The 13,048-nt window shown below is 63.7% G+C and carries 13 protein-coding genes; 10 read left to right on the top strand and 3 right to left on the bottom strand.

What is annotated here, in order from left to right:
- Positions 1–58 precede the first annotated feature (58 nt).
- The gene (locus tag LK540_RS14960; protein WP_229438101.1) at positions 59–1,159 is read right to left on the bottom strand and encodes an aromatic ring-hydroxylating dioxygenase subunit alpha; all 1,101 of its coding nucleotides are present in this window, start codon (positions 1,157–1,159) and stop codon (positions 59–61) included.
- Positions 1,160–1,485: 326 nt separating this feature from the next.
- Between LK540_RS14960 and LK540_RS14955 the strand changes: the two genes are divergently transcribed.
- The 5 genes from LK540_RS14955 (at position 1,486) to LK540_RS14935 (ending at position 5,426) form a co-directional block, all read left to right on the top strand.
- Positions 1,486–1,752, top strand: a complete 267-nt coding sequence (locus tag LK540_RS14955; RefSeq protein WP_267498803.1) for an exodeoxyribonuclease VII small subunit — start codon at positions 1,486–1,488, stop codon at positions 1,750–1,752.
- Positions 1,749–2,642: a polyprenyl synthetase family protein gene (locus LK540_RS14950; protein ID WP_229438099.1), complete on the top strand. Its 894-nt coding sequence runs from the start codon at positions 1,749–1,751 to the stop codon at positions 2,640–2,642. Before LK540_RS14955 ends, LK540_RS14950 begins: the two co-directional genes overlap by 4 nt.
- Positions 2,643–4,517 (top strand): 1-deoxy-D-xylulose-5-phosphate synthase, encoded by a 1,875-nt coding sequence (dxs, locus tag LK540_RS14945; RefSeq protein ID WP_229438098.1) that lies wholly within the window; start codon positions 2,643–2,645, stop codon positions 4,515–4,517.
- A gap of 390 nt (positions 4,518–4,907) precedes the next feature.
- Positions 4,908–5,120: a hypothetical protein gene (locus LK540_RS14940; protein WP_229438097.1), complete on the top strand. Its 213-nt coding sequence runs from the start codon at positions 4,908–4,910 to the stop codon at positions 5,118–5,120.
- Between the two features lie 90 nt (positions 5,121–5,210).
- Complete coding sequence (locus tag LK540_RS14935; RefSeq protein WP_229438096.1) at positions 5,211–5,426, top strand: hypothetical protein; 216 nt, start codon at positions 5,211–5,213, stop codon at positions 5,424–5,426.
- Positions 5,427–5,763: 337 nt separating this feature from the next.
- On the opposite strand, the gene LK540_RS14930 is transcribed toward LK540_RS14935, so the two are convergent.
- Entirely contained in the window at positions 5,764–6,669 is a 906-nt protein-coding gene (locus LK540_RS14930; RefSeq protein WP_229438095.1) for a DMT family transporter, read from the bottom strand.
- Between the two features lie 95 nt (positions 6,670–6,764).
- Between LK540_RS14930 and LK540_RS14925 the strand changes: the two genes are divergently transcribed.
- The 5 genes from LK540_RS14925 (at position 6,765) to LK540_RS14905 (ending at position 11,539) form a co-directional block, all read left to right on the top strand.
- Entirely contained in the window at positions 6,765–7,700 is a 936-nt protein-coding gene (locus tag LK540_RS14925) for a LysR family transcriptional regulator (RefSeq protein WP_229438094.1), read from the top strand.
- A gap of 71 nt (positions 7,701–7,771) precedes the next feature.
- On the top strand, positions 7,772–8,500 hold the full coding sequence (locus LK540_RS14920) for a hypothetical protein (RefSeq protein WP_229438093.1): 729 nt from the start codon (positions 7,772–7,774) through the stop codon (positions 8,498–8,500).
- Positions 8,501–8,577: 77 nt separating this feature from the next.
- Complete coding sequence (locus LK540_RS14915) at positions 8,578–9,948, top strand: alpha-amylase family glycosyl hydrolase (RefSeq protein WP_229438092.1); 1,371 nt, start codon at positions 8,578–8,580, stop codon at positions 9,946–9,948.
- A gap of 219 nt (positions 9,949–10,167) precedes the next feature.
- Positions 10,168–11,304, top strand: coding sequence for an NAD(P)/FAD-dependent oxidoreductase (locus LK540_RS14910; RefSeq protein WP_229438091.1), 1,137 nt, complete (start codon positions 10,168–10,170; stop codon positions 11,302–11,304).
- 85 nt (positions 11,305–11,389) lie between these two features.
- The gene (locus LK540_RS14905) at positions 11,390–11,539 is read left to right on the top strand and encodes a hypothetical protein (protein WP_229438090.1); all 150 of its coding nucleotides are present in this window, start codon (positions 11,390–11,392) and stop codon (positions 11,537–11,539) included.
- Positions 11,540–11,576: 37 nt separating this feature from the next.
- Here the strand turns inward: LK540_RS14905 and LK540_RS14900 are convergent, their stop codons facing one another.
- Entirely contained in the window at positions 11,577–13,001 is a 1,425-nt protein-coding gene (locus LK540_RS14900) for an MATE family efflux transporter (protein ID WP_229438089.1), read from the bottom strand.
- Positions 13,002–13,048: the final 47 nt, after the last annotated feature.

Genomic DNA, 13,048 nt, shown 5'->3' with positions numbered 1-13,048 from the left:
GTTACAACTGAGCATTACAGCTGAGGCCGTGTCCGAATGTCAGACCTGACCCCAGCTGTTACAGATCGATCTTGCTGCGGTACCACTCATGGAAGTGCTGCATGCCGTCTTCCATCGGCGACTGGTAAGGCCCCACTTCGTTGACGCCGCGCTCCATCAGGATGCGGCGGCCGGCATCCATGCGCTGGGCGATTTCGTCGTCCTCGATGCAGGTTTCCATGTAGGCGGCGCGTTCGGCTTCCACCAGTTCGCGCTCGAACAGGGCGATCTCTTCCGGGTAGTAGAACTCGACCACGTTGCGGGTCTTTTGCGGGCCGAGCGGCCACAGGGTCGACACCACCAGCACGTTCGGATACCACTCGACCATGATGTTCGGGTAGAGCGTGAGCCAGATCGCGCCTTGCTTCGGTTCCTTGCCGCCGTTGAACTTGAGCACGGCTTCCTGCCACTTTTTATAGGTCGGAGAGCCGGCCTTTTGCAGGCCGCGGTTCACGCCCACGGTCTGCACGCTGAAGTCGCGGCCGAATTCCCATTTCAGGTCGTCGCAGGACACGAAATTGCCAAGGCCCGGGTGGAAGGGCTCGACGTGGTAATCCTCCAGGTAGACCTCGATAAAAGTCTTCCAGTTGTAGTCGACGTCGTGGATCTCGACGTGGTCGAACAAATAGCCCGAGAAATCGAGGTCCTTCGAGACCGACATCTCCTTGAGCTTGTCCATCACGTCGTAGCCGTTCTGCTCGAACAGCAGGCCGTTCCAGCTTTGCAGCGTGGTCTTCGACAGATTCAGGCAGGGCGTTTCGGCGAAGTGCGGCGCGCCGATCAGTTCGCCCTTCAAATCGTAGGTCCAGCGGTGCAACGGGCACACGATGTTGTTGGCGTTGCCGCGGCCATTGAACATCAGCGCCTGGCGGTGCCGGCAGACGTTGGACAGCACCTCGATGCCGTTGGCGTTACGCACCAGCATGCGGCCTTCGTTTTCGGATGCCAGGGTGGCGAAGTCGCCCATCTCCGGCACCATCAGTTCATGGCCGACGTAACGCGGCCCCTGCCGAAACAGTTGCTGGATCTCGCGCTGCAGCAGCGCATCGTCAAAGTAAACATTTACCGGAAGCTGAGCGCACGAGCGCGCCAGCTTGGCGTGGGTAGCCAGATCGGACATCCCAACCCCCCCTATTTGAGACCTAAAGAAGAGAAAGAATCCAAAGACCAGTATTTAGTGTGCGGAAATACGGTATTTCGGACAGAACCGGCGATTATACCGTGGAACGAGCTCTACAGTCTCGGACCGGCACGCGGTTGTGGTGCGCAGGGGCACAGGAATTGCCGGAAAGGCATCGTTTTCATGGTGTGCAGGGTGGGTGCGTTAAAATGTGAACGGTCGTGCAATTAGCTCAGCATTCGCGCGGACCCCTCTGGGGTAAGGATTGTTCTAAAATACGCGATTAGGCTTCCCCATGGCGCACCCCTTGCGCTGTTCCGGGATCGCTGGCCCAAACACAACAAGTAACTATGGCAAATAATGTAAACGTGGGAGCACCGGAGTCCTTCGAAGCGGCAATGGCCGAACTGGCCCAGCTCGTCTCGCAGATGGAAGCAGGGCAATTGCCGCTGGAAGCTTCGGTGGTCGCCTATGCACGCGGTTCCGAACTCGTGAAATACTGCGCCGCCCAGCTCGACAAGGTGGAATCCCAGGTCAAGGTGCTGGAAGGCGACATGCTGAAACCCTTCAGCGGCGACGAGGGCGCGCAATGAGCGCGGCGCCATTCGCCGACTGGATGGCAGGCGTCCAGGCCGATGTCGAAGACGCGCTGTCGCGCTTCCTGCCGGCCGCCGATGCCCAACCCACCAAGCTGCACGAAGCCATGCGCTACACCGCGCTCGGCGGCGGCAAGCGCGTGCGTCCGCTGCTGGTGTATGCCAGCGGTGCCTTGTTCGGCGCCGATGCCGCCTCGCTGGCGCGCGCCGCCTGCGCACTGGAGATGATCCACGTGTATTCGCTGGTACACGACGACATGCCTTGCATGGACGACGACGCCCTGCGCCGCGGTAAGCCGACGGTCCACGTGGCCTATGACGAAGCGACCGCGCTGCTGGTGGGGGACACGCTGCAGGCGCGCGCCTTCGAAGTGCTGGCCGGCGACGATGCGCTTCCGCCGGCGCGCCTGGTTGGCATGCTGCGCCTGCTGGCCGAAGCTGCCGGTTCCGCCGGCATGTGCGGCGGCCAGGCCATCGACCTCGACAGCGTCGGCTTGTCCCTGAGCCTGGAACAGCTCGAACGCATGCACCAGCTGAAGACCGGCGCACTCTTGCGCGCATCGGTCCTGCTCGGCGCGCTGTGCGGCAAGGACTTGAACCCGACGGAACTCGAAGCCCTGAAGGCCTACTCCAAGGCAGTGGGGCTGGCGTTCCAGGTGGTCGACGATGTACTGGATGCGACGGCCGACTCGGCCACGCTCGGCAAGACCGCCGGCAAGGATGCGGCCGACAACAAGCCGACGTATGTGTCGATCCTCGGACTGGAGCCCTCGAAGGCGCTGGCCGAACAATTGCGGCGCGAGGCGCACGATGCGCTGGCGCCATTCGGAGAACAAGCACAGCGGCTGCGCGAACTCGCGGACCTGATCGTGCAGCGGAAGGCCTAAATGAACCTGTTAGACACCATCAACGACCCGTCGGACCTGCGCAAGCTCCCGCGCACGCAACTGACCCCGCTGGCCGGCGAGCTGCGCCAGTATCTGCTCGACTCGGTCTCCAAGACCGGCGGCCATTTGTCGTCGAACCTCGGCACCGTGGAGCTGACCATTGCGCTGCACTACGTGTTCGAGACGCCGCACGACCGCATCGTGTGGGACGTGGGCCACCAGACCTATTCGCACAAGATCCTCACCGGCCGCCGCGAGCGCATGCCCACGCTGCGCCAGCTGAACGGCCTGTCGGGCTTCCCGAAGCGCGACGAAAGCGAATACGACACCTTCGGCACCGCCCACTCGTCGACCTCGATCTCGGCCGCACTCGGCATGGCCGCCGCCGCCAAATTGAAAGGCGAGCAGCGCCACGCGATCGCCGTGATCGGCGACGGCTCGATGACGGCCGGTATGGCCTTCGAGGCCCTGAACAATGCCGGCGTCGAGGAAGACTGCAATCTGCTGGTGGTCCTGAACGACAACGACATGTCGATCTCACCGCCGGTGGGCGCGCTGAACCGCTACCTGGCGCGCCTGATGAGCGGCCAGTTCTACGCCGCCGCCAAGAGCGTCGGCAAGACCGTGCTGCCAGGCCCGCTGCGCGAACTGGCGAGCCGCCTGGAAGAACACGCGAAGGGCATGGTGGTCCCGGCCACGATGTTCGAGGAATTCGGCTTCAACTACATCGGCCCGATCGACGGGCATGACCTGGATTCGCTGATCCCGACGCTGGAAAACATCAAGAAGCTCAAGGGCCCGCAGTTCCTGCACGTGGTGACCAAGAAGGGCCAGGGCTACAAGCTGGCCGAGGCCGAGCCGATCCTGTACCACGGCACCGGCAAGTTCAACCCGACCGAGGGCATCAAGCCGGCTACCGCCCCAAGCAAGATCACCTACACCGAAGTCTTCGGCAACTGGCTGTGCGACATGGCAGCCGTCGATTCGCGCCTGGTCGGCATTACGCCGGCGATGCGCGAGGGCTCGGGCATGGTGCGCTTCCATGCTCAGTACCCGGAGCGTTATTTCGACGTCGGCATCGCCGAGCAGCACTCGGTGACCTTCGGCGCCGGTCTCGCCACCGAAGGCATGAAGCCGGTGGTCGCGATTTATTCCACCTTCCTGCAGCGCGCCTACGACCAGCTGATCCACGACGTGGCGCTGCAGAACCTGGACGTGACGTTTGCCCTGGACCGCGCCGGCCTGGTCGGCGCCGATGGCGCAACCCACGCGGGTAACTACGACCTGGCCTACCTGCGCTGCATCCCGAACATGGTGGTCATGGCGGCGTCGAACGAGAACGAATGCCGCCAGATGCTGACCACCGCTTACCACTACCCGGGTCCGGCGGCGGTGCGTTATCCGCGCGGCGCCGGTATCGGTGCGGCGATTCAGGAAGAGCTGACCTCGATCGAGATCGGCAAGGGCGAAGTCCAGCGCCAAGGCAAGGGCGTGGCCATCCTGGCGTTCGGCTCGATGGTGGCGCCGAGCATGGGCGCGGCCGGCGAACTCGATGCCACGGTCGCCAACATGCGCTTCGTGAAGCCGCTCGACGTCGAGCTGGTCAAGCAGCTGGCGGCGGAGCACGACTACCTGGTGACGGTGGAAGAGGGCGCGGTCATGGGCGGCGCCGGTGCGGCCGTGGCCGAGGCGATGGCGGCAGCGGGCATCGTCAAGCCGCTGCTGATCCTCGGTCTGCCTGATAAATTCATCGACCAGGGCGATCCGGCGGCGCTGCTGGCGTCGGTGGGGCTGGATGCCAAGGGCATCGCGGCCTCGATTCGCGCGCGCTTCGGTATCGCGGGCGAGCCGCGGCTGGTGGCGGTGAAGAGCTGAGCTTTATTCGGCTCGATGAAGAAGCGGCGCCTTGGGCGCCGTTTTTTTTGCCGATAGTGCGGTGTGCACGTGTACGACCGCGTGGACACAGGTGTCCACCCTACCAAACCGAAGTCACGTACGTCGGCGAAGGAGTAGGGTGGGCCGGGCCGCGCAAGGCACTCGTGCCCACGCGGTATAGCACGTCTGAATGTCGAAACGTGTATTCGGCCACTGTACCCATCCACCTCTCAACTCTACTAGTTCGTCCGCCCCCCAATCCACGATAACTTTGTCGCAAAGCCAACAATAAACAGGCCCGGTTTCCGCACCACAGGAAAGCCGGCGGCCGTCCCAGACAACAGCCGCCGCGCGCAGCAAATCGTCTTTGATCGCCAAGGGAGAATTGCATTGAAAAAGAAATTCGGCCTGTTCCTGTTCGCACTCGGCCTGAGTGCTTCCTATGCCTATGCCTACGATGACACGGCGTGCATCCTGGATTGCCACGCCAAGTACGTCGACTGCATGTCGCGCGGCTACTTCACCCCCAACTACTGCCAGAGCCGCATGAGCGTCTGCTCCGCGATGTGCGACGGCTGGGACGGTAACGGCCCGATTCCTTGACCCGCTTTCCACAGCAGGAAAACGGCGGCAGCCGCACCTCATGGCGGGTAGCCGCGCCTTGTTTTGTCTCGATCCCAAGGGAGAATCGAATTGAAAAAGAAAATTGGCCTGTTCCTGTTCGCACTTGGCCTGAGTGCTTCCTATGCCCATGCCGACACCGACTACAACACCTGCTTCCAGACCTGCTGGGACCAGTACGAGGATTGCCTGTCGCGCGGTAACTTCACCCTCAACTATTGCGGGCACCGCATGAGCATGTGCGCCGCGATGTGCGACGGCTGGGACGGCACCGGCGACATTCCTTGACCTGTTTTGCGCAGCAAGGAAAGCCGGCGGCCGTACCGGACGGCGGCCGCCGTGCGCAGCACTTCGTCCTGATCGCCAAGGGAGAATCACATTGAAAAACAAGATACGCCTGTTCCTGTTTGCACTCGGCCTGAGTGCTTCCTATGCCTATGCCCAGGTTGACTACAATACCTGCATCGATGAATGCGAGGCCGAATTCATCGACTGCATGACGAGCGGTGCTCACCCGCCACGGTATTGCGTACCGCGCCTGACCTCTTGCAAGAACTGGTGCAACAGCTGGAGCGGAACGGGCCCGATTCCTTGATGCCGGCGGGGCACGATCCGAACGGCCCTGTCAACGCGCGCGGGTGCACAGGTACACCGCACCAGCCGTCGCCAGGAAGCCGGCCAGCGTCATCGCGCTCAAGGTCTCGCCCAGCAGCGCAAAGGCCATCAGCGCCGTCACGCCCGGGATCAGGTAGAACAGGCTGGCCACCTTGCTCGCTTCCCCCTTGCGCATCATGAGGAACAGCAGGCTGGTCGCGCCGATCGAATTCACGACCGCCAGCCAGCCCGACGCAAACAGCATCGCCGGCGTCCAGCGCACGTCGAAGCCTTCCACGGACAGCGACACGGGCAGCGCCACCAGCGTCGCCACCGCCAGCTGCACGAAGCCGCCAGTGCGCAAGTCCATCCCCGCGCAGAACTTCTTCTGGTACAGCGTGCCGAGCGTGACCCCGGCCAGCGCCACCACGGCCGCCGCATAGGCCCCGACGCCAGCGCTTCCGGTGCCCAGCTTGTGCCACACCACCAGCACCACGCCCATCACGCCGCCCGCCATTCCCAGCCACTGTTTTGCACCCAGCCGTTCGCCGAACACGAACGCCGCCCCGAGCGCCGTGAACACCGGCATGGTGCCGACGATCAGCGCCGATTCACCCGCCGACACGCCCAACTTCAGCGCCGTGTACAGGCCCGAGAACTGCAGCGCCTGGATCAGGAAGCCTACCACCACCAGGTGCCCGAACTGCCTGCGGTTCGCCGGCCAGGGCGCGCGCGCCGCCAGCGCCACGATCAGCAGCACGGATGAGGCCAGCCCGAAGCGGATCGCCAGCAGCGTGAACGGCCCGGCATACGGCACGGCCAGCTTGCCGACCACATAGCCGGAACTCCACATCGCAATGAAGAGCAGGGGCAGGGCCAGGCCGGTGATGCGGGCCAGTACGGAAACGGCAGGAGGGGCAAGCCTGAGCGTGGTCATCGTGTTCTCCAGTGGTTGATCTTCCCAGCTTAGGCTGAATACTGCTGCGATACAATCCATTGGCTGGGCAACTGATTGTTTCCAAGGACGATACGATGACCGAGATGCAGCCGCGCGACTTTTCCGATGTCTGGGCCTTTGTCCGGGTCGTCGACACCGGTTCCTTTTCCGAAGCCGCGCGCCAGATGGGCACGACCAAGGCCAACATCAGCAAGCAGGTCGCGAACCTGGAAAGGAAGCTGCACGCCAGGCTGCTGAACCGCTCGACACGCAAACTGGGCCTCACCGAAGCGGGCAGCGCCATCTACGGGAACGCCGTGCGCATGCTGGAAGAAGCGCGCGCGCTGGAAGCCACCGCCGCCGGTTTGCAGACCGGCCCGGGCGGCACCCTGCGCGTGAGCGCCTCGATGGCCTTCGGCACTACCTGCCTGGCCGGCCTGCTGCCCGCCTTCATGGAGCGCTACCCGGACATCCGCGTGGTGCTCAGCCTGACCGACCGCTACGTCGACCTGGTCGAGGAAAACATCGACGTCGCCCTGCGCCTGGCGTCGCGCATCGACATGCTGAGCGTGGTGGCGCGGCCGATAGCAGGCATCCGCTACGTGCTGGCTGCGGCGCCGGCTTACCTGGAACAGCACGGCACGCCACAGAGCACCGAGGACCTTGCAATGCACCGCTGCCTGACGTTCGGCGCCTCCGGTGCGCCGGTGACCTGGCAGTTCGACGACGCTGGTGGCACCGTGAATGTGAACGTGGACAGCGCCCTGGCCGCCAACAGCAGCGTGGCCCTGCACCTGGCCATGCTGCGCGGCGGCGGCATTGCGTTGCTGCCGACGTATGTGGTTGGCGAGGACCTGCGCAGCGGCGCCGCCGTGCAGCTGCTGCCCGAACTGACGCCAAAGGGCTTTTCAGGCGACCAGCTATACGCTGTCTACCTGGAGAACCGCTTCCTGCCGCTGAAGGTGAGGGTGTTTATCGACTATCTTGTCGAGACGACGGCACAAGACCAGTTGTTCCAGGGCGTTTCATAGCGGCCTGATCAAACAGTTGCTATATACTCAAGGCAGTCTGGAATGTCTGCTTTCGCAACAGTGAGGGCCGGATGACGGAAAACGTAAGGAGAACAGCAATTTCCAGCAGCGAGAACGGAAAAATCGTGCAGGGCAGTGCCAGGCAATGGCGGGCTTTCGAGAAAGCGGTCCTGGTCGCTCTCGGTCCTGCGATCAAAGGAACCGGGTGGAGGAAAAGTGGCGCGGTGCTGTTCAGGCAGGCCGGCGATTTTTTTCATGAGGTTCGTATAACGGTATCGCTTTACGATGGAAAAACGCACGTCACGCACTGCGTCAAACCCATGGCGCTGGACCCGATTCTATGGGATATCCTGGGGATGCCCGGGAATGCGGGCGAACCGCTTTCGTTCCGCGCAAACGGCGCCTTTACCTGCCCGGGACTGCCCATGTATGAGGAGGTGCTTGAACAGTCCTGTCTTACGCCGGGCGATGCAGCAATCTCCTTGATGGCAGTCGTCGTGACCCAGCAAGCACTCCTGACGGAAGTCCTGCAAGCCTCGGATTTCTCGTCATTGGTCGCCCAACATACCAATCAGCTGGAACGTGGAGCCTATGCCGTCACCCTGGTTACCAGCCTGATCAACGATGGCGACTGCGACGCCGCCGCCCGTCTCGCAAGCGCATATGCCTCCGGCGAACGCGAATCATGCTGCGACATCAGCGTCGAGGGCGTGTCTGTCCATCGCCTGGCGCTCGATTGGCTGGCAGATGGGGCTGCATCAACAAAGTTCGCAACCTGGCCTTCTGCCTGTCACGACTGAACCTGCACCTTGACTGCGCCGTCGCGGTCTTTTCTGGCCTGGACAACGAACAGGTCTTTATTACTTGGGAATACTTCATGAAGCATACGTTTGCCCGCCTGACCCTGGCCTTGTGCGCAGCCGGCTTCGGCATCGCCGCCCATGCCGCCGATCCTTATACGCCGCAGGAATACGTCCAGTTCCAGCACGCCGACTGGACCAGGAACGCCACCATCTACCAGATCAACACGCGCCAGTTCACGCCGGAGGGCAGTTTCAAGGCCGCCACCGCCCAACTGCCGCGCCTGAAGGAACTCGGCGTCGACATCCTGTGGCTGATGCCGATCCACCCGATCGGTGAGCTCAAGCGCAAGGGTACGCTCGGCAGCCCGTACGCGGTGCGCGACTACCGCGCCGTGAACCCGGAATTCGGCACCCTGCAGGACTTCCGCGCCTTTGTCGACGGCGCGCACAAGCTGGGCATGCGTGTCATCATCGACTGGGTCGGCAACCACACCTCCTGGGACAGCGTCCTGCGCAGCAGCCATCCGGACTGGTACGCCAACGACAGCAGCGGCAAGCCGCGCCCGACGCCCTGGTTCGACTGGGACGACATCATCGACCTCGATTACAGCAAGCCGGCCCTGCGCCGCTACATGACCGAATCGATGCTGTACTGGGTGCGCGAGACCGGCATCGACGGCTACCGCGTGGACGCCGCCGGCCTGGTGCCGCAGGACTTCTGGGACAACGCCAGCCGTGAGTTGCGCGCCGTGAAGCCGGTGTTCATGCTGGCCGAATGGGAAAGCCGCGACATGCACCGCGTGGCCTTTGATGCCAGCTATGCCTGGACCTGGTGGGACGCGCTGCACGACGTCGCCAAGGGCAAGCGCGACGCCACCGGCCTGTACACCTATTACGCCTGGGGCCAGAAGTTCTACCCGCGCCAGGCCTACCGCCTGCTGTACACGACCAACCACGACAAGAACACCTGGGAGGGTACCGAGTTCGATATCTTCGGCCCGGCGGTCGACGCGGCGATCGTGTTCAGTTTTGTGAGCGAAGGCATGCCGATGATCTACAACGGCCAGGAAGCCGGCAACCGCAAGCGCCTGGAATTCTTCGAGCGCGATCCGATCGAGTGGAAGCCGTCACCGTATGCAGACCTGTACCGCAAGCTGATCTCGCTGAAGAAGTCCAACACGGCCTTGTGGAACGGTGAATTCGGTGCGCAGATGGTGCAGGTGCCGAACGCCGCGCCGAAGCAGATCTTCAGCTTCGTGCGCGCCAATGCCAAGGACAAGGTCTTCGTCGCGCTGAACCTGTCGGGAGAACAGGTCAAGGCCAGCTTCAGCAAAGACCTGCACCACGGCAGCTACCGCGACTTCGCCACCGGCGAAACGGTGCGCGTGGATGCGGCAACGAGCTTCGACATGGCGCCGTGGAGCTACAAGGTGCTGGTGAAGTAGGCTGCAAGAGTAAAGCTGCAGCCCATGGTGTCCCGGCCTGGTTTATCATTGCCGGATCGCGAAAAACGGCAGTCCACACATGGCGAACACACTCGTCGGGCTGCCGAATACACGTCAAGCGCGTGCCATGCACGTTGACCAGCGTCTCCCTTAACCATCCGACATGCCGTCGGATTTACGAATGCCGTCAGCAACACGCTGAGGCATCAGGAGCGCTGGATGAACAGGAAAATTGCAATTATCGGTGCAGGATTGGGTGGCCTCGTGTTGGCCCGGGTCCTGCATGTGAACGGCATCGCCGCCACGATCTACGAAGCCGACGCCGGCCCGGGTGCGCGCACACAAGGCGGCCTGCTCGATATCCACGAACACAGCGGCCAGCGCGCGCTGGAAGACGCCGGCTTGCGCGACGCCTTCACTTCACTCGTCCTTCCCGCCGAAGACGCCAAGCGGATAGTCGACCGGCATGGCGCCGTCCTGTTCGACAGGCCCGGCAGCCATGGCGCCTGCCGGCCCGAAGTCGAACGGGGCGCGCTGCGCGACATGCTGCTGGCCGCGCTTCCCGCGGGTGCCGTCGAATGGAACCGCAAGCTCACCTCGGTCGCCGGCGGGCGCTCGCAGCCGCAGGCGCGCTTTGCCGATGGCACGTCGATCACGGCGGATCTCATCGTGGGCGCGGACGGCGCCTGGTCGCGTGTACGGCCGCTGCTGACCGATGCCAGGCCCGCCTATTCCGGGATCTGTTTCGTCGAGATCGGGCTGCTCGACGCCGCGCCTCGCCACCAGGCCGCCATCGACGCGATCGGAAGCGGTACGCTCATGGCCGTCGCCCCCGGCAAAGGCATCATGCTGCACCGCCACGCCGACGGCACCGTGCGCGGCTATGCGGCCCTGGACAAGCCGGAGGCGTGGCTGCGCTCGATCGACTTCACCGATGCGCGGCCCGGCCTCGCGCGCATTGCGCAGGAATTCGCGGGGTGGGCGCCGTCGCTGACTGTCTTCGTGCGCGAAAGCCAGGTCGCGCCCATCCTGCGCCCGATCCACGCCTTGCCGGCGGGATTACGCTGGGACAGGGTTGCCGGCGTGACCCTGGTCGGCGACGCCGCGCATCTGATGTCGCCATTTGCGGGTGAGGGAGCCAACCTGGCGCTGTACGACGGCGCGCAACTGGCCAGGGCGATCATTCGTCATCCGGCTGATCTCGACGCCGCGCTGGCTGCTTACGAATCCGCGCTGTTTTCCCGTAGCGCAGAAGTCGCCGCCGCATCCGCACGGAACCTGGCCGAATTCTTCGGCTCTGGCGCGCCCGGGAGTGTGGTCCGCCTGTTTCGTCACGCCGGGCGCCGGCAGGCGTGATCCGCTACACACGGCCCCAAGGATGATCATCCGGATTTTTGATATAGTTTTATTAATTTATCGGAGATCGATCATGGAGGAGCCTGTGAAAAATGTGGATGTGAGAGTTACCGTGGATGTGCGCGTCGACCCGGTCGGCGTGGCCGTGTTCTTTACGTCGATCGCTGCGGCACTGTTCTTCCTGAAGAAGAACGTCAAGAGCCTGCCGCAGACGTCGGCCTCCTCGGCTTCCTGAGGCGCGCTGTTTCCAGGGAAGGCAGACAGCCGGCAGTTCAGCGCAGGCTGCCTTCCTCCACCATCGTCTCCTTGGCCACCTCGGCCACCTGCCTGTCGTCCTCGGTCAGGCGCACTGTCTTCCAGCTGCCGCGCGCGAACCACGCCACCGACACCAACGCCACCGCCACGTTCGTCACCGGGAACGACCACCACAAGCCATCCGCACCAAGCGTGGTGTGCTTCGCCAGCACGTAGGCCAACGGGAACTGGATCATCCACTGCGACACCATCGCGATGATCATCGCACTGAGCATATTCCCGGATGCGCGGAAGGCCGACACGATGCACAGCTGGATGCCGATCCCGCCCCAGGCCAGGCACATGATGCGGATAAAGTGGGCACCGCCGGCGATCACCGCCGGGTCGTCGGGAATGAAGAAGCGCACCAGCCATGGCGCGCACAGCCAGGCGACGCCGCCCAATAGCGTCAGGAGGACGAAGCTGGCAAAGGTGCCGAGCCAGGTGATGCGCTCGGCGCGCGCCGTATTTCCCGCGCCGATGTTCTGGCCAACGAGGGTCGCTACCGCCATCGCGATGCCCATCACCGGAATCGTGATCACCTGCAGGATGTTCGAGCCGACGCCATAGGTGGCGATCGACAGCGTGCCGAAGCTGGCCACCAGGAAGGACATCACCATCAGCCCCAGCGCGCGCGTCGACAGCTCCACCGACCCCGGCAGGCCGAGAAAGAAGGCACGCTTCAGATACACCGGATCGGGCTTGAAGCCGCGCCACGCCAGCGCAATGCCATGGCGCCCGCGCAGGAACACCAGCATGCCCAGGCCCGCGGCGAGCGCCTGCGTGATCAGCGTCGCATACGCCGCGCCCATCACGCCCTGGCCGGGGATCGGCCCCCAGCCGAAGATGAAGAGCGGATCGAGCACGAAGTTCAGCACCACGGTGCCTGCCACGATCATCAAGGGAATCCGGGTCTGGCCGACGCCGCGCATCAGCGCCTGGAACATCGCGTACATGAACACGAACAGGATGCCCACGAACGACACGCGCAGGAAGCCGAGCGCGCCGCTGTACACCTCGGGCGCCACGCCGAGCAAACGCAGCAGGGTAGGGGCCAGCACGAAGCCGATCGCGCCGAACACGATCGAAGTGATCACCACCATCAGCATGGTCTGCGCCGCCACGTGATTCACCATGTCCTGGCGCCCGGCACCGACGTATTGCGCGGCCATGGTGGCACCGGCCATGGCCAGGCCGGAGCCGAGCGCGATCACCAGGAAGGTGACCGGGAAGCTGACCGAAATCGCCGCCACCGCCGATGCGCCAAGGCGGCCAACCCAGAAAGCGTCAGTCAGCTGGTAGCCGGTCTGCAGCAGGTTGGCAAGCATGATCGGGATCGCCAGCGTGACGAGCGCACGCGGAATCGAGCCTTCGAGGAAGAGGGTCTTGCGGTCGGTTTTCATGCCTTCATGCTAAGCCATCCGGGCGAAGCATGATGTCCGGCAGACTC

Source organism: Massilia sp. IC2-278 (assembly GCF_020708045.1).
Classification (GTDB): Bacteria; Pseudomonadota; Gammaproteobacteria; order Burkholderiales; family Burkholderiaceae_D; genus Telluria.
Note: the sequence above shows the minus strand (reverse complement) of the source record. Positions and strands in the feature narration are given on the sequence as shown.